Raw genomic sequence first — 20,876 nt, forward strand, 5'->3', positions numbered from 1 at the left:
CCTTCGGTGTAGGAGGAGTGCCGTACGGGCGGGCAGAATGGTCAGCATGGGTCAAAGTGCCGAGTTCGGAAAATTCCTCAAAGCCATGCGGTCGCGCCTGACACCCGAGGACGCCGGTGCCGGGCCCACCACGGGCGCCCGCCGCGTACCGGGGCTGCGGCGAGAGGAAGTGGCCCGCCTGGCCGGCGTCAGCACGGACTACTACGTCCGGCTCGAACAGGGCCGCAACATCCATCCTTCCCGGACGGTCCTGGACGCGGTTTCGCGGGCTTTGAGGCTGGACAGCAGCGAGCATGCGCACATGATGGACCTGCTCGAGAACTGCGCCGCCAACCCGCGGACCTCCGGCCCGGCAGCCCAGGGAGTGCGGCCGGGGCTGCGGCAGCTGCTCGAGGCCGTGGGCGATGTGCCTGCGCTGCTGCTGGGCCGCCGCAACGACGTCCTCGCCGGCAACAGGATGGCGTACCTGCTGTTCACCGATTTCCCCTCGCTGCCCGCGGCCGAGCGTAACCTCACCCGCTGGCTCATCCTCGATCCGGCGGCGAGGGAGCTGTTCCGCGACTGGAAGACGTTGGCGGCCGAGGCTGCCGGTGCCCTGCGGCTCGATGTGGGCCGCCACCCGAACGATCCCCAGGCCAACCAGCTGGTGGGGGAGCTGGCGGTAAACAGCGAACAGTTCCGGCAGTGGTGGGCCGGGCACCGGGTGGCCAGCCGGTCCGCCGGGATCGTGCGCCTGCACCACCCCACCGTGGGGGACCTCGAACTGAACTTTGAAAGCCTCGCCCTCCCCGACGACCCCGACCAGGTGCTGAGGGTGTATTCAGCGAAACCGGGCTCGCCGTCGTCGGACGCATTGGCCCTGCTGGGCAGCCTGGGCGCGGGCGAGGCGCCGTCCGAACGGGAGCGGGCAGCCGAGGCTCCGCCGACCGGCGTCGCAGAGCCCTAAAAGCCTTGTACGTTTGGCCAGTCAGGGATGCTTAGTTTGGCCAGATATCCATTTTGGCGGCCCTTGGGGTTTCGTAGGCTTGGGGAACACACTTCTTCCCAAGGATGGTCTCAACGATGAAACGCATCGCGCTGCTGAAAGAACGCCAGGCCGCTCCCGCCGGCACCGCCTCGACGTCCACCGGCTCGCACTGCCCGGTGTCAGGACTGTGGAGCCCGGACCACGATCCTCATACGGTGCTGTCCTTCTTCGAAGGCCACGTTTTTCCCGCGTTCGACGGCGTTCCCACGGTATGGCGGCGCCGGTCGCTGGGGCAGGCCTACTAAAGCGAAGCCCACACAGTGCCGGCACAAGGGATGTGCCGCATGAAGAAGGCCGTGACCCCCGGGGTCACGGCCTTCTTCATCCGTTTTAAGGACCCGTCCCACTATTCTTCGAGGCGGAACCCAATCTTGATGGTCACCTGCCAGTCCGCCACCTTGCCGTCTTCGAGGTGGCCCCGGACTTCCTTGACTTCGAACCAGTCAAGGTTGCGGAGGGTCTGGGAGGCCTTGGCGATCCCGTTCCGAACGGCGTCGTCTACGCCCTCAGTGGAGGTACCGACAATTTCAGAAATGCTGTACGTGTGATTGGACAACTTGGCTCCTCGTGATCATCGTTGCTCCCGGTTGCGGGCCGTTCCTGAAGACTAGTAGGACTTCAAGAGCCTTGGCCAGACCCTGCTTCACGCCCCACCCTTTCCCGGGCTGCCGGAGCCGGCTCGATTCGCAGGTGCGGCCCGGCGGTGCCGCTGACTGCGGGAACCAGCTCAGCACCCGGGTTGGCAGCGTTATAGGCGTCCAGGACGTTGACCTTTCGGCCGTTGACCCAGGTGCCTGCCTCGTCGATTCCCGTGCCGCCGAAATTCCGGATGATGTGTGCAGCCGGGATGCCTTCCGCGAGTTCAAACGTGTTGTTACGGGCGATGATGCTGGATTCCACGCCCGCACCCCATGAGTACTGGTACCGCCCTGGGTCCGTCACGCGGTACACATTGTTGTACACGTGTGCCTGCCCGAACCGGACCCGGGGCGCCCGTTGTTCCAGGTCCACCAACTCGTTGTGGTGGAGCGTGACCCGGAGCTTGCCCCGGTCTGCCGTGACTCCGTCCCCGTTCCCCCAGAGCAGCGACTTGTCGTGTCCCACCAGCCGGCTCCAGGAAATGGTGACCAGGTCTGACTGCCGGACCACGTCCAGGAGGCCGTCATGCCGCAGGAAAAGTTCACCGAAATAGCGTGGCTGCGCGGCGTCGGCTGTTTCGCCGTCATCCAGGGTCAGATGGTCAAGCCACACATGCGTGGAACCGGAGACCACCACGTTGTCCCATTCGGTTTTCCAGGTGTCCCCGTTCCATCCCGGGAAGCAGTCGTAGGCGTCGGAGATATGGAGGTTGCGGACGATGACGTTGTCCACATTGTCGATGTTCAACGTGAAGCCTGTGAGCTGGACATCGCCGATGCCCACGATGGTGGTGTTGGCGCCGACATTGATCCGGACGCGCTCGCGCTGCTTCGCACTTGAGGCCTTGCGGGCGTCTTCGAGGGGTCCAGCGGCCGGCCCGGTCCATTGAGCCGGGTCGAAAGCCGCGAGGTAGGCCTCAAGTGAGTAACCGCCGGTTGCATAATCCCCGCACGTGATGGCGGTGCCATCCGCGGCGGTGTTTGCGTTGAAGCCCTGCTTCACGTGCACGATCTTGGGCTCGTTTCCCGCCACCGCGGCGGCGAGTTCATCCCTCGTTGAAACTTCGTGGACGTTGGCGGGCACGGCATTGGAGCCGCCGGTGGTTCCGCCGTCAGCGGAGGCCCAGCCGTCGCCTGTTGCGAGGACTTGCCGCCCCAGGTCCGGGGTGCTTTGCGAACGCTCGGCGCCGAACGGTGCAGCTGACGGAAGTGGCCCGGCGAGGGCAACCGCGGTGGCCAGTACAACGGATCCAGCCATGGACATCATCGGGGGTTCTCCTCGAAATAATGGTTGCCGGTCATCTCAGCCGCGTCCTGCCGGGGTCCAGCCGCCGAGGAACGCGTCCACTGTGAACTTGGCGGCGTCATCGTCGGACAGTTGCGGGTGGAACTCGTTCACGTACGCTCCGGGGCCGGTGTTCCTGTACTCGGCGAACCGTCCCTCCGTCCATGAGTGGCCGCTCATGTCCGCCCAGCCCTGGACCGCGATGTGGCTGCCCAGGACGGAGTCGCGAACGACTGCCATGGGTAGCGCGTCAGGGTCGCTGCTGGCAAACCAAGGGCGGCCCAGGCTGACGGTGCCGGGAGCAGCATCGGAGGTGAGCGTGCTGTTGACGATCAGGAAGCCGTAGGGGTTGGAGTTCTTGGTGCTCGGGGCCACGATGTAACCGTTGTTCGTGTCGCTTCCCCGGTCCAGGGAATGGATGGTGCAGCCGTCAAAGACTGCGGTGCCGCGGCCGTAGAGGAAGTCCACGTCGCCTTCGATGTAGCAGTTCTTCAGGTATGTCCGGGCGGTGGCGTCCCGGCCTGACGTGTCGGCGAGGTAGGTGTCCTGGTTGCCCAGGAATCGGGTGCCGTCAAACACCACCTTGTCGGCGACGCTGCGGACGGCCAGCGCCTGGCTTGGCCCGTTGGAGGCCTCGTCGTAGTTGTTTTCGACAGTCAGGTTCCGGACGGTGGTGCCCGGGGCAGATACCGTCAGCGTGGCGCTGCCCACGGCTCCCCAGGTTCCGCCGAAGAACTTGGCGCCGTTCGCTGGCAGGTCGTAGGTGATGACGACGTCGGCCGGGTTGGCTGTCGCGCCCTGGATGGTGAGGTTGGGGCGGTCAGCCCAGACGTTCACCACTTCGCGGTAGGTGCCCGGCTTCACGGAAATGGTCCGCGGCTGGGTGCTGCCGGCCGGGATGGAGCCGATGGCCGCCTGCAGGCTGCCGAAGTCGCCCGTCCCGTCCAGCGCCACAGTGATGTTTGCGGCCTTGTTCGGTGCATTGTTTTCGCGGGGTCCCGCGCCGGCACTGACGATGCCAGGAACCGCCGCGGCATCGTCCTTGGTGTAGGAGTAGTTCGCCGCGGGGTCGAATGCGGCCCCTGCGTTGTCCTTGCGACCGCGGGTGGAGTCGAAGATGTTATCCCTGTTCACCACCTGGGTGGCGGGGTCCTTGGCGACAATCGGGTCCTGGACCGCGGTGAAGTAGTTTCCTTCCAGCACCACTTTGGCGTTGTTGCGGCCCATCATGCCGTACTGGCCCACGTCCTGGAGGTAGTTGTTGTAGACGTGCGCGGCGGCGGTGTTGTCCAGGCTGAAGTTCCGCTGGGTGGTGTTGCGGATCCAGTTGTGGTGAATGGTCATCTTCGTGACAGCGTTGGCGGTCCAGCCCACGCCCAGGGCCTTGTTGTTGTCCGCGAAGACGTTCCAGGAGTAAGTCAGGTAGTCCGAGTCCTTGCGGGTATCGATCAGGCCGTCGCCCATCCGCTCGAACTTCATGTGGTCCACCCAGACGTGGTGGCTGGTATCGAGCTGGATGCCGTCCCGGTCGTTGTCCGGCCGCTTGCCGTCCCAGTCACCCGGGATGTACGAATCCCGGACCGTGAAGTTCCTGAAAATCACGTTGGAGACGTTGATCAGCTTGAAACCGGCGTTGACCACCTCTGCCCCTGTGCCCATGCCGATAATGCTCTTGTTGGCAGCGACTGGCATCTTGACATACTGATCAGCCGTGAGGGAGCCGTTGATGAAGATGACCAGCGGCTCCGCAGCGGAGGCATACTCCTGGAGCTGGGCGATGGTGGAGGCCGTGACAATCCGCCCCGCCTGCCCGCCGGTGGTGCCCGCCAGTCCGTTCCCGGGCAGTGATGCGAAGCCGTCGGGCGTCTGCTTCCACAGCGGCCCATTCCCCTCGGACAGCGAAGAGGGGGCGAGGACGGCGGGTGCCAGGACTGATGGGGACTGGACTGAGGGTGCCCGGACCGGCGAGGCCGCGGCACCGGGCCCCTGCAACGGCGGTGCGGCCGTCGCCGGGGCGCTCGCCAGGCTGGACAGAAGGACGACGGCGGTTGCCGCACCTAAGAAGCGACGCAAACTCATGCAAACTCCTTTGTTCCGGCGCCCGGGCAGCCTCCAGCCCGGGCACCGTGCATTGTGTGTTGGTGAGTGGGTGATGCGTGGAGAGACGTGGGCTACTTCAGGCCTGTGGTGGCGATGCCGTTGATCAGGTACTTCTGGCCGGCAATGAAGAAGCCGATGATGGGTGCGATGGAAACCACAGACATGGCGAACATGGGTCCCCACATGCTTTGGCCCTCGGAGTCCATGAAGGCCCGGAGCGCCAGCGGGACGGTGTAGAGGTCCTGGTTCTGGATATAGAGCAGGGGGCCGAAGAACTCGTTCCACGTTGAAATGAACGTGAAGATGGCGGTGGTGGCCATGGCGGGAACGCAGAGCGGCAGGATGACCCGAAGGAACGTGCGGAACGGTCCGCAGCCATCGATCTGCGCGGCGTCGTCCAGTTCTTTGGGCAGCGCCTTCATGAACTGCACCATGAGGAAAATGAAGAACGCATTGGTGGCCATGAAGTTGGGCACGATCAGCGGCAGGTAGGTGTCCAGCCAGCCGAGCTGGGAGAAGATGATGTACTGCGGCACCAGGAGCACGTGCCCCGGGAGCATCAGCGTGCCCAGCATCAGGGCGAAGAACAGCTTGCGACCAGTGAACTCCATCCGGGCAAAGGCGTAAGCCGCCAGGGCACAGGAGAAGATGTTGCCGATGATGGAGAAGACCACCACGATCATCGAGTTGATCAGATAGACGTGGAAGGGCTGGTTGAGCGCGGTCCAGCCCTCGGCGTAGTTGCTAAAATCCCAATTCTCCGGCCAGAGCCCCAGCTGCCGGAAGATGTCGTTGCTGGGCTTGAAGGAGCTGGAGACCAGCCACAGCAACGGGTACAGCATGACAAGGCCCACCAGGCAGAGGATCAGGTGCCGGGAGAAGCGGGTCCCCGGCGTGCCGGTGAGGGCGTCTTCCGGATCCGCCTGCTTGCGTTGCTTGGCCGGCTTCCCGGGTTTGGTGGCTGTTGTGGGAGGAGATTCGAGGAGTGCCATGGGGGTTGCCTTAATTGTCGTAGAAGACCCAGAACTTGGATGCGATGAAGTTGATGGCAGTGAAGATCGCAATGATCATCAGCAGCAGCCAGGCCATCGCCGAGGCGTACCCCATCTCGAATTCGGTGAAGCCCTTTTGGTACAGGTAGAGGTTGTAGAACAGCGTCGAGTCAGCCGGGCCGCCGGTGCCGCCGCTCATGACGTAGCCCTGGGTGAAGGTCTGGAAGGACCCGATGAGCTGCATGATGAGGTTGAAGAAGATGATGGGGCTGATCAGCGGAATGGTGATGTTGCGGAACTGCCGCCACCGGGACGCGCCGTCAATGGAAGCGGCCTCGTAGTACATGGTGGGGACCTGCCGCAGCCCGGCCAGGAAGATCACCATGGGGGAGCCAAAGGTCCAGACGTTGAGGACAATGAGAGTGCTCAGGGAGAAGTTCGGGTCAGTGACCCACGCGGGGCCGGCGATGCCGAACACCCCCAGCAAGCCGTTGACGATCCCTTCGTTGCCGAAGATGTAGCGCCACAGCATGACGATGGCCACGCTGCCGCCCAGCAGGGACGGCAGGTAGTACACGGACCGGTAGATGGCCAGGCCGCGCAGCCCCCTGTTGAGCACCAGGGCGATCAGCAGCGCGACGGCCAGCGAAATGGGTACCGAAACGAACGTGTAGATAAAGGTGACCTTCAGCGACTGCCACAGCCGGGGGTCCTCGGTCATTGCCTGGAAGTTGGCCAGCCCCACGAAGTTGGGTTCGGTAAAGAGGTTGTAGTCCGTGAACGCCAGGTACAGCGAGGCGAAGAACGGGATGATGGTGAAAAGCATGCCCAGGAACCAGGGCAGCAGAAAGAGGTACCCGGACCGCTGGTTCCTGCGCCGCGGCGTGCCTTGCTTCCGGCGGCCCGGGGGCCCGGCCGCCAGCGATGCCGCCGCGCCGGGGGCCTGCTTGGTCAGTACTGACATGCGTCAGTTCCTCTCTGCACTCGAAAAGCCTTACTTGTTAATGGCTGCATTGCTCTTCTCCAGGAAGGTCTTGGCGGCGTCAGCGGGTGTCACGCGGCCGAATTCCACTTCGGTGGCAAGCTGCTTGAGGGTGTCCGCCACCACGCTGGCACCCTTGGGGTAGACATAGGCGGGCGGAAGGTCGTCCTTCTGCAGGTCGGCCACCAGCTGAACGAACTTGGTGTCGTCCGCCCCGAGCTTCGATTTGATGGCGTCGGCGACGTCGGGGTTGATCGGCACACCGCGCTGGGTGAGCGTCTCTGCGGCCCCGTCGGCGTCGTTGATCAGGAAGTCCACGAACTTTGCCGCTTCCTTGGGGTGCTTGGACTTGGCCGCGATGGACCAAAGCATGCTGGGGTCAGCGGAGTAACCGCGCCGCTTCTCCGTTGTCTCGCCCGGCATCCTCAGCAGGACAACGTTGCCCCCCGCGGCTTCGTTGTATGCCTTGTAGTTGTTGATGGGGATGATCTGCGAGGCCACGGTGCCCTTGGCCAGGTAGGACTGCGCGGCTGAACCGCCGATCTGCTCAAAGAAGCCGGCGGGCGGGTAACCGTTTGAGTTGCGCAGGTCCACGCTGTACTGGAACCACTCACGGATGGTGTCCTCACTGACGCCGAGCTTGTTGTCCTTGGTATAGAAGTCCTCGCCGCGCTGGCGGGCAAAGAGGATGGGGCCGGTCTCCGTGGACACGTCGTAGCCCGCGCCGTACACCTTTCCGCCGGTCTTTTGGGTCACCTCGGCGGCGAACTTCGCATAGTCCTCCCAGCTCCAGGTCTTGTCATCGGGAATGGTGACGCCGGCCTGGTCCGTGATGGCCTTGTTCACCACCATGCCGATGGTGGTTACGCCGGTGGCAAGCCCGTACAGCTTGCCGTCCACCTCGCCGCGGCTCAGGACTGTCTCAGGGATCTTGTCCAGGTTGAGCTCCGGAAGTTCCTTCAGGTCCGCCAGGGTGCCCCGCTGCGCGTATTCGAGGAGGCTGCGGTTGGCCATGTTCAGGACGTCGGGCGGGTTGCCACCGGCGAACCGGGTGGCCAGCTTGTCTGCGTAGGGTCCGCTGTCCTGGTACTCGCTCTTGATGGTGATGCCGGGGTTCTTCTCCTCGAAGATCTTGATGGCCGCATCCGTCATTTTTGCCCGGTTGGCATCTCCCCAGTAGACGAAGTTGAGTTCAACGTTGCCGCCTGCTGCCGGGGAACCACCCCCGGCGCAGCCGCTCAGTCCCAGGCCCGCAGCGGTGACTGCCGCTCCCAGGAAGAGCCTGCGGGAGAACCCGGTGGTTGCTGTCTTCTTCATTGAATGACGCCTCTCTGTGGCTGCCCCCGGTAGGAGCGTTAGCCTGCTGAATTTTTCAGAAACTTTCTGCTGCCTCTGCCAACGACCTTTGCTGCCAACGAGCTAATAGCAAGCCCGAGGCCAAGATGCGAAAGAAGTGAGTAAACGATTTCTAGCAAGTGGGAGTTGGGACTGTCAACACTTTTTCTAAAACCGATACAGATCCGAAAGCAGAAAGTTTCTGGAACTATTGCCGATTTCTTTCTGTATGCCTATGCTGTTCTCCATCGCCACGGATGCGATGCATTTCCCACCGCAAGGAGGCGCCGTTGCCCATCCCCGCCCTTGAGTCCGCCCGGCTCATGACCCTGGTTCCAGGCTCAGGCGTTGCGCCGGCCAGTGCACCGAGGCCGTACTTCCACCCGGTGCGCTCCCTGTCCGGAACCGTGCTGACGGACGCGGCGCCGGCTGACCACATCCACCACCTGGGATTGTCCGTAGCCTTTTCGGACCTGAACGGCACCAACTTCTGGGGCGGGTCCACCTATACGCAGGACCGCGGACCCGTAATCCTGCCCAACCACGGCAACCAGGCCTTGGACGGATGGACCGAAGAGGAAGGCCGTTCCATCGGCACCGTGCTGTGGACTTCCAGGCACGGAACCCTCCTTGCAACGGAACGCCGCTCGGTGGAGGTCTTCGCTCACCCCGCCCCCGGAACCTGGAGCCTGTCCCTGACATCGGTGATGGTTCCGGCCGGAGGCGTCCCCGCCCTGGAGGTGTCGTCGTCGGCCGTCAAAGGCCGCAGCGGCGCCGGATACGGCGGCATCTTCTGGCGCTTCCCCGCCGACTGCTCCGGAACCCGGGTCTTCTCCGCTGCCGGTGCGGGCGCGGATCCGGCGCACGGATCCCGCTCACCCTGGCTTGCCATCAGCACCGTCACCGGCGGCGCGGCCGTCACGGTGGTGCTTGCCCAGGACGCTCCCGCCCGCCCCTGGTTCATCCGCTCCGAGGGCTACCTGGGCGTGGGCCCGGCCGTGGCCTGGTCCGAAAAAGCTGTGGCCGTCGCCGCCCGCCCGCTGGTCCAGTCGCTGCACGCCGTCATCCACGACGGTGCCGTGGCATCACCGGACCAGATGCTCCACCTGCTTGAACACCATCCCGCCGTACGCACGCCCAGCCATCCCGACAGGACATCATGACTTCGCGCAACGCCGTCCCCGTGTACGCCAATCCCATCCTCAACGCCGACTGGCCGGACCCCGATGCCGTCCAGGTCCGCGGCACCTATTACATGGTTGCGTCCAGCTTCAACCGCGTTCCCGGGTTGCCCATCCTCAAGTCCCGGAACCTCGTGGACTGGGAGCATGCCGGCCACGCCCTGCTGCAGCTGCCGCAGGGCAGCCACTTCTCCCTGGTCCGCCACGGTGGCGGGGTCTGGGCGCCGGCGCTGCGGTACCACGACGGACGGTTCTGGATCTTCTACCCGGATCCGGACCACGGCATCTTCGTGCTGAGCGCCGAAAAGGCTGAAGGCCCCTGGACCGCGCCGCACCTCCTGTATGCAGGCCGCGGGCTCATCGATCCCTGCCCGCTGTGGGATGACGACGGCCAGGCGTACCTGGTGCATGGGTGGGCGAAAAGCCGGATCGGGATCAAGAACCGCCTCACGGTGCACCGCATGAGCCCCGACGCCGGAAAGTTGCTGGACCAAGGAACCACCGTCATCGACGGAGACGACCTGCCCGGCTACACCACGCTGGAGGGGCCCAAGTTCTACAAGCGGGATGGCTGGTACTGGATCTTCGCGCCTGCCGGCGGCGTTGCTACCGGCTGGCAGTCGGTCTTCCGTTCGAGGTCGCCGTTCGGTCCCTATGAGGAGCGCCGGGTCCTCGAGCAGGGGAACAGTCCGGTGAACGGGCCGCACCAGGGCGCCTGGGTGACATCCCCTCGGGGGGAGGACTGGTTCCTGCACTTCCAGGACCGCGGTCCCTACGGACGAGTGGTCCACCTCCAGCCCATGGGCTGGGATGAAGACGGCTGGCCCTGGATGGGGGAGAAGGCGTCCGACGGCGGCCCGGGAACCCCCGTGGCCAGCCACGCCTACCCACGGGGTACTTCGCCGCAGGATGTGGCGCCGCCGGCCAGCGACGACTTCGCCTCACCGTGGCTCGGCCCGCAGTGGCACTGGCAAGCCAACCCCCGGCACTCCTGGTCCTTCCAGCCCGGTGGCGGCCGACTCATCCTGCGGCCGCAGGCCAACGATCCCGTCAACCTCCGCGAGTTGCCCAATGTCCTGGCGCAGATCCTTCCCGGCACACCCTCCACCTTCACCACCTCGCTGGAACTGCAGGATGTCCCGGTGGGCACCCGGGCCGGCGTGGTGGTGCTGGGGCAGGAATACGCCTGGCTCGGCATCGTCCGGACCGCCAACGGATTCGTCCTGGGAAGCGGAACCGGGGGAGAGGGCCCGTCGGAGCAGGCGCCCAGCCGCAGCATTTCCCTTCCGGCTTCCCGGGTGGAGCTGCAGATCCGCACTGACGGGACGCCCCGGTCCACCTTTGCCTGGCGCCTTGGCCCCGGGGAGCCGTGGGAGGTCCAGGGCTGGAACTTCGGCATCGTGCAGGGGAAGTGGATCGGCGCGGAACTGGGGATTTTTGCCACGTCGCCGCTGGGATCGCAGGAAGGCGGCAGTGTTATCGTGGGACCCGTGCGCGTGGACACGGCGCCCGTTCGCCGGGCTACTGCCCCGCAGCTCGCCGCCGCAACCACATGACCCCAAGGACTGCCCCGTTGACCGCCACCCCGCGTCCCAAGATCGCAGACGTTGCGGCCGCCGCAGGGGTATCCGTACCCACCGTCTCGAAGGTCCTTAACGGCCGCACCCATGTTTCGGACGCCACCCGCGCCAAAGTACAGCAGGCCCTGGATGAGCTGGACTATTCCAAGCGGAACGCCCCCGCGGCCCAGCCCGGGATGCTGCAGCTGGTGGTCAACAACTTCGATTCGCCTTGGGTCCTTGCCACCATGGAAGGCGTGGAGGCCGCAGCGGACCGGCTGGGATATGCGGTGGCGTATGTCCGGGCCGAACATGTGAGTGCAGACCGCTGGCGGAAGCTGCGTGAACCCTCGGCGAACCGCCTGGACGGGGTCATGCTGCTGGCGCCGCGCAGCGGCTCACGCCTGGTCACCCTGGTGCGGTCGCTGAAGATCCCGGCCGTCGCCATCGACCCCGAGGGGACCGAAGGCCTGGATATCCCCAGCGTCAGCCCGGCGTCGTTCTCCGGGGCGCTCGCCGCCGTGGGGCATCTCCTGTCCCAGGGGCACCGCCGGATCGGAATCATTACCGGACGCAAGCACAGCCCCGGGCACGGCCGGGCGCGGTACGCGGCATACGCGGCCGCCCTGCACGAGGCGGGCCTGCCGGTCCTGCCGGAGCTTGTCCGGGACGGGGACTTCAGCATCGAGTCCGGCATGCGCCTCGGTGCCGACCTCCTGGACCTGCCCGAGCGGCCCACAGCCATCTTCACCGGCAGTGACCTGCAGGCCCTGGGTGTGATGAATGCGGCGGCACAGCGCTCGCTGCAGGTACCCGGGGACCTCAGCATTGTGGGGTTTGATGACATCGCCCAGGCCGCGCTGACTTCGCCGCCGCTCACCACCGTCCGGCAGCCGTTGGCCCAGCTGGCCACCATGGCCGTGGGCATGCTCATCGAGCAGCAGGAGGGCCAGGGCGCGGTGCCCGCAGCTTTGGAAGTGGCCACCGAACTGGTGGTCCGCGGAACTACGGCTCCGCTGGCAAGCTAGTTCCCGCCGCTACTTGGCGGGGAGCACCAGGTTCTTCAGGTCGTCCAGGGTCTGCTGCATGTGGGCATCCATGGCCAGCCGGGAGCGGGTGGCGTCCCCTGACTGCAGGGCCTCTGCGATGTTCTGGTGGTGGCCGATGGCGTGCTCCTGGATGGCGGGAACGGCAGATGTTTCGGCCCGGCGCTTTTCCAGGACACGGTGCAGCGGCTCAAAGAGCACCGAGACGAACACGTTGCCGGAAGCGCGCAGGATCACGTCGTGGAAGGCGAGGTCGGCTTCGACGAAGGACGTGACATCGTTGATGGCGTGGGCGGCTTTCATCGCCGCAATGTAGGCGAACAGGGATTCGGTATCCGCCTCGGAGATCCGGCCCGCAGCCAGCTCGCAGGCCCCGGTTTCCAGCATGCGGCGGAGTTCGATGAGCTGCACGGAAGTCTCGGCTTCGTTCTTGCCCTCCGACGCCGCGCGGAGCACGGCCTCAAGTGAGGTCCACCGGTTCAGCGGGTTCACGAAGGTGCCCCGGCCACGCTCAACGCTGAGGATCTGCTGCGCCTGTAGCGTCTTCATGGCTTCGCGGACGGTCATCCGGCTGACCTCATGCCGGGCGCTGAGTTCGTGCTCGCCGGGGACTGTTGATCCCGGCGGAAATTCGCCGTCGATGATGCGGTCCAGCAGTTCGTCGGCCACAACGCCAACCAACGACTTCCTTGCCATGGTTCCCCTGATTCCTGCCGTGGGCGTCTACCCGGCGGATAAGTCTGACAAGTCTACTTGCGCGTCTTTTATGTCGTGTGCCACACTAGCATTCAAATGCAAGATGTCAGACATCTTACAGATTCAATTACACCTTGATCCGGCCCCCGGATCGCAACACAACGGAGTGCACTGTGACGCTTGAAGCAGACGTCCTGGCCGCCTATCCCGCGGACTTTCCCATTCCCGCAGCTCTCGTGGCCAGCACCCTGGCCGCTTCCAACGCGGAGACTCCCCGCGTCCTGGTAGTGCTCGACGACGACCCCACCGGAACGCAGTCCGTGGCAGACCTGCCTGTGCTCACCCAGTGGGACGTTGAGGATTTCGCCTGGGCCTTCAGCCAGTCCAAGCCGGCGGTCTACGTTTTGACCAACACCCGCAGCCTGGACCCGGCCGAAGCCGCCGCCCGTAACGAGGAAGTGGTCCGCAACGCCCTCACCGCCGCCGGTTCCAGCACGGATTCAGGCCTGCGGCTCGCATTCGTCAGCCGCAGCGACTCCACCCTCCGCGGCCACTACCCGCTGGAGCCCGACGTCATCGCCGCCACGGTCAGCGAGGTAAGCGGTGAAGGCACCGACGGCGTCGTGCTGGTCCCCGCTTTCCCCGACGCCGGCCGCCTCACCATCGGCGGTGTCCACTACATGCGCGGCACGGGTGAAACCGCCGGCACCCTGGTCCCGGTCTCCGAGACCGAGTTCGCCAAGGATGCCAGCTTCGGCTTCAGCACGTCCGTCATGGCGGAATATGTGGAGGAAAAGTCCAAGGGCCGGTTCACCGCCGACTCCGTCATCGTCCTGGACCTGGACACCATCCGCGCCGGCTCCGCCGCCCAGGACCCCGCCATCTCCGCCAAAGCCATCGCCGACGCCATCGAGGGAGCCGCCAACTCCACCCCGATCGTGGCGGACATTGTTACCGAGAACGATTTCCGCGCACTGGCGCTCGGCCTCGAAGAAGCCGAGCGCCGCGGCAAGAAACTCCTCTACCGCGTCGGCCCGCCGTTCGTCCGCGGACGCATCGGCCAGGAAGTCCGCACGGCCCTGACTGCCGAGGAAGCCTACGAAGGCAACACGCCGTCCACCGCCGGCGGCCTGATCGTGGTGGGTTCGCACGTGGGCGTCACCACCCGCCAACTGAACGTCCTCACGGCCGAACACAGCTCCGCAAGCATCATCGAGATCGACGTCGAGAAGCTTCTCGCCGCCGAAGCAGTCGCAGCGGCCCACCTGGACCGGACCGTGGACGCCGTGGTCGAGGCCCTCCGCGGCGGCGACGTCATCGTGCACACCAGCCGGCTCCTGATCAAGACCGACGACCCCGCCGAAAGCCTGCGGATCGCAAGGACTGTGTCCGCCACCGTCGTGGCCGTGGTCAACCGCACCCTGAAGACCTTCCCGCCGCGGTTCGTCATCGCCAAGGGCGGCATCACGTCCTCGGACGTGGCGGCCCACGGGCTGGAAATCCGCCATGCCATTGTCCGCGGCCCCATGCTGCCGGGCATCGTCTCCCTCTGGGAACCGGTGGACGGTCCCGCCAAGGGCATCCCGTACATCGTTTTCGCCGGCAACGTGGGCGACGACGACTCCCTGGCCCAGGTCACCCGCAAGCTCAGCTACACATCCCCACTCGCCCCCTAACCTCGCAAGCTCGGCCAGGGAACCCGGCGAGCGTGGCCCCTATTCAATTCAACGGAGAACATCATGACCAGCAACTACACCGTCACTGTCCTGGGCCTTGGCGCCATGGGCCTGCCCATGGCCACCCGCCTCGCCTCGCAGCTGACCGTGCACGGCTTCGACATCGCCGAACCGCGCCTGAAGCTCGCTGAAGAAGCCGGCATCGCCACGTTCGGCACGGCCCGCGAGGCAGCCAAGGGCGCCGACGCGGTGCTCCTCGCCGTCCGCAACGGCGAACAGCTCAACGACGTCCTCTTCGGCGGGAACGGCGTGGCCTCCGTCCTGGAGCCCGGCGCCGTCGTCATCCTCGGCAGCACCGTTGGTACCGAAGCCATTCCGGCCACCGTCGAGAAGCTGGCTGCCTACGGCGTCGAGCTCGTTGACGCGCCGCTCTCCGGCGGACCCAAGCGCGCCGGGGAAGGCGACCTGCTGATCGTCGTCGGCGCTTCCGCCGAAGCCCGCCAAAAGGCGGCTCCCGCGCTGGAACTGCTGGCCTCCACCCTCACCGTGGTGGGCGACAAGCCCGGCGACGGCCAGGCGTTGAAGACCGTCAACCAGCTCCTCTGCGGCGTCCACATCGCGGCCGCCGCCGAGGCCCTGGCCCTGGCGGACGCGCTCGGCCTGGACCAGGCGAAGACCCTCGCCGCCCTCGAAGCCGGCGCGGCAGGTTCCTTCATGCTCTCCAACCGCGGCCCGCGCATCCTTGAGGCCTACAACGAGGAAGGCGCCGAGGTCCTCTCCCGCCTGGACATCTTCGTCAAGGACATGGGCATCGTGGGCAAGGCCACCCGCGCCGCCGGCCTGGCAGCCCCGGTTGCCGCCGCAGCGGAGCAGCTCTACCTGCTGGGCCAGGCCCAGGGCCTCGCCGCCGCCGATGACTCCGCAGTCATCAAGGTGGTAGCCCCCGCCAAGCGCACCAACTAAGTACCAACCCGCAGCACCCTCCCCGAAACGTACGGCGGCGGCGGTCCCCCCTCCGCCGCCGTCGTACCCCCGTGTAACACAGCATTTCCCCGAAGAAACCAGCTCGCTAGTCTTATCTGGCGATGTCAAAGGAGACACACGATGAGCGCACTAGCTCTCCTGGCCATAGCAGCGGCAGGCGTCGCCCTGCTGCTTGTGGCCGTCATCAAGTTTAAAATCCCCGCCTTCCTCGCCCTGCTCGTGGTCAGCGTCGGCGTTGCACTGGTGGCAGGCATCCCGCTGCCGGACGTCATCAAGACCGTGACGGAAGGAATGGGCGGGACGCTTGGTTCAGTGGCCATCCTCGTCGGCCTCGGCGCAATGCTGGGAAAGATGATCGAAATTTCCGGCGGCGCGCAGTCGCTGGCGGGCAAGTTCACCCAAATACTTGGCCCCCGCCGGGTGATTGCAGCCCTGACCGCTGCCGCATTCCTGCTGGCCATCCCCGTCTTCTTCGACGTCGGATTCATCATTCTGATCCCCATCATTTACGGCTTCGCCAAGGCCGCAGGCGTCAACCCGGTCAAGATCGGCCTGCCCGTGGGCGCCATCATGCTGGCCATCCACGTCGTTGTTCCGCCGCACCCTGGCGTGGTGGGCGGCGCCGGGATCCTCGGCGCCGACATCGGCTGGGCCACCATCCTTGGCCTGGTGCTGTGCATCCCGGTGGGTGTCCTCGGCTACTTCGTTGCCCGCAAGCTCAACCGCCGCGAGTTCTCCATGCTGCCGGCAACGGCCGAACAGTTCCGCCTCTTTGGCACCGGCAACTCGCAGGTGGAGCAGGAAGCTGCCCAGGGTACGTCCCAGGTTGCCGTCAAGAACCAAGTCAAGACCGCACCCAGTCCGGCCATGATCATCACGCTCATCGTCCTGCCCATCTTCATGATTATGGTGGGCACTGTGGGCGCTGTTGTCCTGCCCAAGGATTCCTTCCCCGCCCAGCTTGCCGCCTTCATCGGCGCACCGTTGATCGCCCTTCTGACCGCCCTCGGCCTTGCCTACTATTTCCTGGGCATCCGCCGCGGCTGGTCCTCGCAGCACACCGGTGAAGTCATGGACTCGGCACTTGCCCCCACGGCCATCGTCATCCTGGTAACCGGCGCCGGCGGTGTCTTCGGCAAGGTCCTCACCGTCTCCGGCATCGGCAAGGCACTCGCCGAGGGGCTGCAGACCGCAGGCCTGCCCGTCATCGTGATGGCCTTCATCCTCGCCGCCATCCTGCGCGCATCGCAGGGTTCCGCCACGGTGGCGATCATCACCACCGCAGGCCTGCTCGCCGCCTCGGTGGCTGACGGCGGCTTCTCGCCCATCCAGACGGCGCTGATTCTCGTCGCCATCGGCTTCGGTGCCTTCGGCTTGAGCCACGTCAACGACTCCGGATTCTGGATCGTGACCCGTTATCTGGGGCTCTCGGTGGCCGACGGCCTGCGCACTTGGACCGTGCTCACCACGGTCCTGGGCCTGGCCGGCTTCGCCCTGACCTTCGTGGTCTGGATCCTGGTGGGAGGCCTGGGCGTCTGATGCGCACCCGACTCGACCACCTGGTCACCTCCGCGCTGCAGCAGGGCTCCGCTGTTCCCGCCTTCACGTGCTACGACTTCACCACCGCAATGGCCGTGGTGGGCGCAGCCGAGGAATCCGGACGCGCCGTCATCCTGCTGGTGGCTCCCAAGACGGCCGCCACCCCCAACGGGCTCCGCCTGGTCACGGCCCTTCGGGGCCTGGCGGACGCGGCCACCGTCCCGGTCGCGGTGCAGCTCGACCACGCCACGGACCTCGCGGTAATGGCCGACGCCGTCGCGGCGGGGGCGGATTCGGTCCTCGCCGACGGTTCCTCCCTGCCTTATGAGGAAAACATCGCCCTGGTGGTGGCCGCCCGCGAACTGCTGGCAGCCAACGGGCACCCCGATGTGGTGCTGGAAGCCGAGCTCGGCGGCCTGGCCGGCGACGAGGACCGCGCGTTCTCGGCCGACGGGCCTGCAGACCAGTCCGGCGTTGCCGTGGCAGGGCTGACCGACTCCGCCCAAGTGGAGGACTTCGTGGCCCGTACCGGCGCCCAGCTCCTTGCCGTTGCCGTGGGCAACGTCCATGGCAAGTACAAGGGCGAGCCGCAGCTGCGCTGGGACGTGCTGCAGGACATCGCCGTGCGGACCCACCTTCCGCTGGTCCTGCACGGCGCGTCCGGTATTCCGGCCGAAGAGCTGGTGAAGGCCGCGGCCATGAACGTGGGCAAGGTCAACTTCAACACCGAGCTGCGCACCGGGGTGCTTGCAACCCTGCAGGAGCAGCTCCCCGTCCACCGCGCCGACGGTGAAAACCTGCAGGCGCTCCTGGGCCACTGGAACCGGTCCGCCGGAGAGTTTGCCGACGCCACGCTGGCCACGCTGACCCGATAAGTCCCGGGCGCGAAGAAACTCCGGGGAGGGAGGCTAGGATCGAGCCATGATCCTGGCCTCCCTCCTTTTCGCGTTCCTTGCTGCCGCCCTGCACGTCTTCATCTTCACGATGGAGTCCGTGACCTGGACCAAACCGGCAACGTGGAAGCGTTTCAGCATCGAGTCCCAGGAAAACGCGGAGATCACCAAGTCACTGGCGTACAACCAGGGCTTCTATAACCTGTTCCTGGCCGTTGGAGCCCTCATTGGCATAGGCCTGGTGGCTGTCGGCGCGGACGGCTCGGCGCAGGACGTGGCCGGCTGGACCCTCATCTTCGCCGGCTGCGGCTCCATGCTGCTGGCGGCGCTGGTCCTGGCCCTGTCCGGGCGCAAGTACCTCCGAGCGGCCGCAACCCAGGGCGCCACGCCGCTGCTCGCCGTCGTACTCGGCGTACTGGCTGTGGCTCTCTAGCTGCGCGGTCACTCCAACTGCGCGGCGCTTGACTCCTGCCGCGGGCGCTCAATCCTTCGCCACCCCGGACGGCAGGCGCACAATAGTGCTGTGAACAGGGCCGGGACGCTCCGGGGTGCACGGTGGGTACCGCCGGCGGCCTGAGCGGAAGCCTCCGGGCGGGGACGGCGCGCACGGCGGGCCGTGATCCGGTGATCGACCTTGTCCGGTTCGCCTGCCTGGCCCTGGTGGTGGTGGGCCATTGCATGATGGTCAGCCCCGTGCTGCACGCCGACGGGACGGTGACCACGCAGAACACCCTGGCTGAGCAGCGCTGGTTCGAACCTGTTATCTGGATCTTCATGGTCATGCCGCTGTTCTTCGTTACCGGCGGGATGACAGGCCTGGAGTCCTGGCGGCGGCTTTCGGCAAACGGCGGCACAGCTGCCCTGTTCATCCGGGCACGCCTGCTGCGGCTGGTCAGGCCCGCCACGGCCCTGCTGGCCACAATGTTCCTGGGGCTCGGCGCGGCGCAGTTGCTCGGGGTGCATCCCCAGGTTATCGAGCTGATGGCTGCCGGGGCAGGAATGCCCCTGTGGTTCCTGGCCGCCTACCTCGCCGCGCAGCTGAACATTCCCCTGCTTGCGGCATTCCACGCCCGTGCCCCCTGGCGGACCTTCCTCCTGCTCACTGCGCTGGTGGTGGCCGTCGATTGCCTCCGCGGCACCCTGCCACTCCTGGCCAACATCAACCTGCTGTTCCTGTGGTGCGCCGTCCAGCAGATGGGCTTCCTCATCGCCGACGGCAAACTGGCCGTGCTCTCACGCTCCGGACTGGCAGCGGTGGCCCTGGCAGCGAATGTCCTCCTGGGCGCTGTGACGGGCCTGGGGCTTTACACCGGGAACATGCTGGTGAACCTCAACCCACCCAACCTGGCCCTCCTGCTGCTGGGCGTGTCCCAGGCGGCCCTGATGGAGGCCGCGCGGCCGGTCCTGGCAGGGGTGGCGACGTGGCCGTGGCTCAGCCGGGTGCTGCAGATCGCGGGTGCCCGGTCCCTCACGGTGTACCTTTGGCACCTGCCCCTGCTGGCGGCCATGTCCGGCCTGCTGCTGCTTGCGCCTGTCCCGAAACCGGAGTCGGGAACGCCCGAATGGTGGTGGGCGCGCGCCGTGGTCCTGCCGGTACTGCTGCTCCTGCTGCTGCCCGTCATCGCCGCCTTCGGGCGCATCGAGGACGCCCCGACGGCGACTCCGGGCTCCGGCGCCAAGCCCGCCGCGGTGGGCGCCGCCGTCGTGGTGGTCTTCCTTCCGGTGGCGGACGCAGCGCTGGGTGGCCTCACCCTCGCCCTGCTGGGAACCGGGGCTGCCTTCTTTGCCCTCATCCAACTGATCCTCGGTGCGGTGCCCTGGCGGAGTCCTGTCCCTGGGCGAAAAACGGCCGCCGCTGGTACGCGCGGGCGTGCCTGGCGCAGGAGGGGGCGGAAGGGCATTGCCAGCGGAGTGAAGTAGTGCCAGTGTCGAACCATGACCGAGAACACGTTGTCCACCGAGGATAGGTTCGCCCCCGATGTCACGCTGCGGCGCAACGACGCGGAGCACCGGTATGAACTGCTGGTGGGCGGCAGGCTCGCCGTGCAGTCCTTCTTCCGGGACCTGCCGGGCCACATCGACTTCACCCACACCGAGACGGGCCAGGACTTCGAAGGCCGGGGCCTGGGCAAGGTGCTGGCGCATTTCGCCCTGGACGACGTTGTGGCTACCGGCAAGCGGGTCATCCCGCATTGCCCCTTCATCTCCAGCTACCTCCGCAAGCACGAAGGGTACGAGCAGTTCGTCGACTGGCCGGAGGGATAGCGCGGCAGTGCTTCAGCTGCCGCCACGGGCGCCCCGTCAGCGGGAGCGGCCCGGATTCGCCCTGGCGATTTAGCTGATGGGAGCCGGTCCCGCTACATGGCGGGACTGCGGTCATTCCTGCGTCAGCTGGCCAGGGCCTGGTCGCTGACTGTGGCGCTGAAGGCGGGATCGTCGAGGGTGAAGCCGCAGGCGCAGCGGTAGGTGACCACCGTTCCGGCCGCTGTGGCCGGCCCGGCGGGCAGCACACCGGTTCCATCGACGTAAACAGGCTGCCCGACGGGCAGGTCCTGCGGATCAATCCGCTGCATCGGCGTGCGGCAGTGCATGCGCGAATTGAGGGTGACCAGGAGCCCCAGGTCCAGGGGCTGGGTTGTGCGGCCCGCTGACTCTGTGCGTTCCCCGGACGCGGTAAGGCGGTGTTCCGTTGCGGTGGTCATGCGATGTTCATCCTTGGGCTTCTTCACGAGGCTGTTCGTCCAGCCCCGCCGCGAACTGCTTGCGGAGGTCATGTATCCCCACAAGCAAAGCATGCTTACTAACGGTGTGACAAGCCGGACATTCCCGCCCGCGCGCCATGGGTGGGGCGTGAATTGTGCACCACAGGCCCGCTTCGCGCCAGTCAATGACCTTCTGCACATCATATAAACCCCGCCATTCCGGGGCGAAAGAGAAATAGGG

The 20,876-nt window shown here is 66.1% G+C and carries 20 protein-coding genes; 12 read left to right on the forward strand and 8 right to left on the reverse strand.

Annotation, left to right across the window (positions count from 1 at the left end; all coding sequences use genetic code 11):
• The first annotated feature begins 46 nt into the window (after positions 1 to 46).
• Together ACP3TD_RS03070 and ACP3TD_RS03075 are read left to right on the forward strand one after the other, a co-directional pair.
• The gene (locus tag ACP3TD_RS03070; RefSeq protein WP_426765326.1) at positions 47 to 946 is read left to right on the forward strand and encodes a helix-turn-helix domain-containing protein; all 900 of its coding nucleotides are present in this window, start codon (positions 47 to 49) and stop codon (positions 944 to 946) included.
• Positions 947 to 1,062: 116 nt separating this feature from the next.
• Positions 1,063 to 1,272 (forward strand): hypothetical protein, encoded by a 210-nt coding sequence (locus ACP3TD_RS03075; RefSeq protein ID WP_015935719.1) that lies wholly within the window; start codon positions 1,063 to 1,065, stop codon positions 1,270 to 1,272.
• 101 nt (positions 1,273 to 1,373) lie between these two features.
• Here ACP3TD_RS03075 and ACP3TD_RS03080 read toward each other — a convergent pair whose 3' ends face one another.
• The 6 genes from ACP3TD_RS03080 to ACP3TD_RS03105 all read right to left on the reverse strand — a co-directional run bounded on the left by ACP3TD_RS03080 (position 1,374) and on the right by ACP3TD_RS03105 (position 8,341).
• On the reverse strand, positions 1,374 to 1,583 hold the full coding sequence (locus ACP3TD_RS03080; protein WP_091717704.1) for a dodecin: 210 nt from the start codon (positions 1,581 to 1,583) through the stop codon (positions 1,374 to 1,376).
• Positions 1,584 to 1,645: 62 nt separating this feature from the next.
• Positions 1,646 to 2,932, reverse strand: a complete 1,287-nt coding sequence (locus ACP3TD_RS03085) for a pectate lyase family protein (RefSeq protein WP_426765327.1) — start codon at positions 2,930 to 2,932, stop codon at positions 1,646 to 1,648.
• Between the two features lie 36 nt (positions 2,933 to 2,968).
• The gene (locus ACP3TD_RS03090) at positions 2,969 to 5,029 is read right to left on the reverse strand and encodes a pectinesterase family protein (RefSeq protein ID WP_426765329.1); all 2,061 of its coding nucleotides are present in this window, start codon (positions 5,027 to 5,029) and stop codon (positions 2,969 to 2,971) included.
• A 92-nt stretch (positions 5,030 to 5,121) separates the two neighbouring features.
• A complete protein-coding gene (locus tag ACP3TD_RS03095) occupies positions 5,122 to 6,042 on the reverse strand; it encodes a carbohydrate ABC transporter permease (protein WP_426765330.1) in 921 nt (306 codons plus the stop codon).
• Between the two features lie 10 nt (positions 6,043 to 6,052).
• Positions 6,053 to 7,006 (reverse strand): carbohydrate ABC transporter permease, encoded by a 954-nt coding sequence (locus tag ACP3TD_RS03100; protein ID WP_426765331.1) that lies wholly within the window; start codon positions 7,004 to 7,006, stop codon positions 6,053 to 6,055.
• Positions 7,007 to 7,036: 30 nt separating this feature from the next.
• Positions 7,037 to 8,341, reverse strand: coding sequence for an ABC transporter substrate-binding protein (locus ACP3TD_RS03105; RefSeq protein WP_426765332.1), 1,305 nt, complete (start codon positions 8,339 to 8,341; stop codon positions 7,037 to 7,039).
• Positions 8,342 to 8,649: 308 nt separating this feature from the next.
• On the opposite strand from ACP3TD_RS03105, the gene ACP3TD_RS03110 reads away from it, so the two are divergent.
• The 3 genes from ACP3TD_RS03110 to ACP3TD_RS03120 are packed head-to-tail and all read left to right on the forward strand — an operon-like array spanning position 8,650 to position 12,127.
• Positions 8,650 to 9,522, forward strand: a complete 873-nt coding sequence (locus ACP3TD_RS03110; protein ID WP_426765333.1) for a PmoA family protein — start codon at positions 8,650 to 8,652, stop codon at positions 9,520 to 9,522.
• Entirely contained in the window at positions 9,519 to 11,096 is a 1,578-nt protein-coding gene (locus ACP3TD_RS03115) for a family 43 glycosylhydrolase (RefSeq protein WP_426765334.1), read from the forward strand. The genes ACP3TD_RS03110 and ACP3TD_RS03115 overlap by 4 nt, the downstream gene beginning before the upstream one ends.
• Before the next feature lie 17 nt (positions 11,097 to 11,113).
• Entirely contained in the window at positions 11,114 to 12,127 is a 1,014-nt protein-coding gene (locus ACP3TD_RS03120; RefSeq protein ID WP_426765335.1) for a LacI family DNA-binding transcriptional regulator, read from the forward strand.
• Positions 12,128 to 12,136: 9 nt separating this feature from the next.
• Here ACP3TD_RS03120 and ACP3TD_RS03125 read toward each other — a convergent pair whose 3' ends face one another.
• A complete protein-coding gene (locus tag ACP3TD_RS03125) occupies positions 12,137 to 12,841 on the reverse strand; it encodes a FadR/GntR family transcriptional regulator (protein WP_426765336.1) in 705 nt (234 codons plus the stop codon).
• A 173-nt stretch (positions 12,842 to 13,014) separates the two neighbouring features.
• Here ACP3TD_RS03125 and ACP3TD_RS03130 point away from each other — a divergent pair, with 173 nt between their 5' ends.
• The 7 genes from ACP3TD_RS03130 to ACP3TD_RS03160 all read left to right on the forward strand — a co-directional run bounded on the left by ACP3TD_RS03130 (position 13,015) and on the right by ACP3TD_RS03160 (position 20,198).
• Positions 13,015 to 14,517: a four-carbon acid sugar kinase family protein gene (locus tag ACP3TD_RS03130; RefSeq protein WP_426765337.1), complete on the forward strand. Its 1,503-nt coding sequence runs from the start codon at positions 13,015 to 13,017 to the stop codon at positions 14,515 to 14,517.
• 63 nt (positions 14,518 to 14,580) lie between these two features.
• Positions 14,581 to 15,480, forward strand: a complete 900-nt coding sequence (locus tag ACP3TD_RS03135; RefSeq protein ID WP_426765338.1) for an NAD(P)-dependent oxidoreductase — start codon at positions 14,581 to 14,583, stop codon at positions 15,478 to 15,480.
• 141 nt (positions 15,481 to 15,621) lie between these two features.
• Entirely contained in the window at positions 15,622 to 17,040 is a 1,419-nt protein-coding gene (locus tag ACP3TD_RS03140; RefSeq protein WP_426765340.1) for a GntP family transporter, read from the forward strand.
• On the forward strand, positions 17,040 to 17,915 hold the full coding sequence (locus tag ACP3TD_RS03145) for a class II fructose-bisphosphate aldolase (RefSeq protein WP_426765342.1): 876 nt from the start codon (positions 17,040 to 17,042) through the stop codon (positions 17,913 to 17,915). The genes ACP3TD_RS03140 and ACP3TD_RS03145 overlap by 1 nt, the downstream gene beginning before the upstream one ends.
• Positions 17,916 to 17,961: 46 nt before the next feature.
• On the forward strand, positions 17,962 to 18,366 hold the full coding sequence (locus ACP3TD_RS03150) for a DUF1304 domain-containing protein (RefSeq protein WP_426765344.1): 405 nt from the start codon (positions 17,962 to 17,964) through the stop codon (positions 18,364 to 18,366).
• Positions 18,367 to 18,488: 122 nt separating this feature from the next.
• Positions 18,489 to 19,853 carry an acyltransferase family protein gene (locus ACP3TD_RS03155; protein WP_426765346.1) on the forward strand — a complete coding sequence of 455 codons (1,365 nt, stop codon included), beginning with the start codon at positions 18,489 to 18,491 and terminating at the stop codon, positions 19,851 to 19,853.
• Between the two features lie 15 nt (positions 19,854 to 19,868).
• Complete coding sequence (locus ACP3TD_RS03160) at positions 19,869 to 20,198, forward strand: GNAT family N-acetyltransferase (protein ID WP_015935736.1); 330 nt, start codon at positions 19,869 to 19,871, stop codon at positions 20,196 to 20,198.
• A 122-nt stretch (positions 20,199 to 20,320) separates the two neighbouring features.
• On the opposite strand, the gene ACP3TD_RS03165 is transcribed toward ACP3TD_RS03160, so the two are convergent.
• Positions 20,321 to 20,635, reverse strand: a complete 315-nt coding sequence (locus ACP3TD_RS03165; protein WP_426765348.1) for a hypothetical protein — start codon at positions 20,633 to 20,635, stop codon at positions 20,321 to 20,323.
• Positions 20,636 to 20,876 lie beyond the last annotated feature (241 nt).

Source organism: Pseudarthrobacter sp. 1G09, assembly GCF_050038305.1.
GTDB lineage: Bacteria > Actinomycetota > Actinomycetes > Actinomycetales > Micrococcaceae > Arthrobacter > Arthrobacter equi.

What these genes read in the sequence shown, in the direction of transcription:
- ACP3TD_RS03070 (WP_426765326.1), top strand. Translation starts at nt 47, where the DNA reads ATGGGTCAAAGTGCCGAGTTCGGAAAATTCCTCAAAGCCATGCGGTCG.
- ACP3TD_RS03075 (WP_015935719.1), top strand. Translation starts at nt 1,063, where the DNA reads ATGAAACGCATCGCGCTGCTGAAAGAACGCCAGGCCGCTCCCGCCGGC.
- ACP3TD_RS03085 (WP_426765327.1), bottom strand. Translation starts at nt 2,932, where the DNA reads ATGATGTCCATGGCTGGATCCGTTGTACTGGCCACCGCGGTTGCCCTC.
- ACP3TD_RS03090 (WP_426765329.1), bottom strand. Translation starts at nt 5,029, where the DNA reads ATGAGTTTGCGTCGCTTCTTAGGTGCGGCAACCGCCGTCGTCCTTCTG.
- ACP3TD_RS03095 (WP_426765330.1), bottom strand. Translation starts at nt 6,042, where the DNA reads ATGGCACTCCTCGAATCTCCTCCCACAACAGCCACCAAACCCGGGAAG.
- ACP3TD_RS03100 (WP_426765331.1), bottom strand. Translation starts at nt 7,006, where the DNA reads ATGTCAGTACTGACCAAGCAGGCCCCCGGCGCGGCGGCATCGCTGGCG.
- ACP3TD_RS03105 (WP_426765332.1), bottom strand. Translation starts at nt 8,341, where the DNA reads ATGAAGAAGACAGCAACCACCGGGTTCTCCCGCAGGCTCTTCCTGGGA.
- ACP3TD_RS03115 (WP_426765334.1), top strand. Translation starts at nt 9,519, where the DNA reads ATGACTTCGCGCAACGCCGTCCCCGTGTACGCCAATCCCATCCTCAAC.
- ACP3TD_RS03125 (WP_426765336.1), bottom strand. Translation starts at nt 12,841, where the DNA reads ATGGCAAGGAAGTCGTTGGTTGGCGTTGTGGCCGACGAACTGCTGGAC.
- ACP3TD_RS03135 (WP_426765338.1), top strand. Translation starts at nt 14,581, where the DNA reads ATGACCAGCAACTACACCGTCACTGTCCTGGGCCTTGGCGCCATGGGC.
- ACP3TD_RS03140 (WP_426765340.1), top strand. Translation starts at nt 15,622, where the DNA reads ATGAGCGCACTAGCTCTCCTGGCCATAGCAGCGGCAGGCGTCGCCCTG.
- ACP3TD_RS03145 (WP_426765342.1), top strand. Translation starts at nt 17,040, where the DNA reads ATGCGCACCCGACTCGACCACCTGGTCACCTCCGCGCTGCAGCAGGGC.
- ACP3TD_RS03150 (WP_426765344.1), top strand. Translation starts at nt 17,962, where the DNA reads ATGATCCTGGCCTCCCTCCTTTTCGCGTTCCTTGCTGCCGCCCTGCAC.
- ACP3TD_RS03160 (WP_015935736.1), top strand. Translation starts at nt 19,869, where the DNA reads ATGACCGAGAACACGTTGTCCACCGAGGATAGGTTCGCCCCCGATGTC.
- ACP3TD_RS03165 (WP_426765348.1), bottom strand. Translation starts at nt 20,635, where the DNA reads ATGACCACCGCAACGGAACACCGCCTTACCGCGTCCGGGGAACGCACA.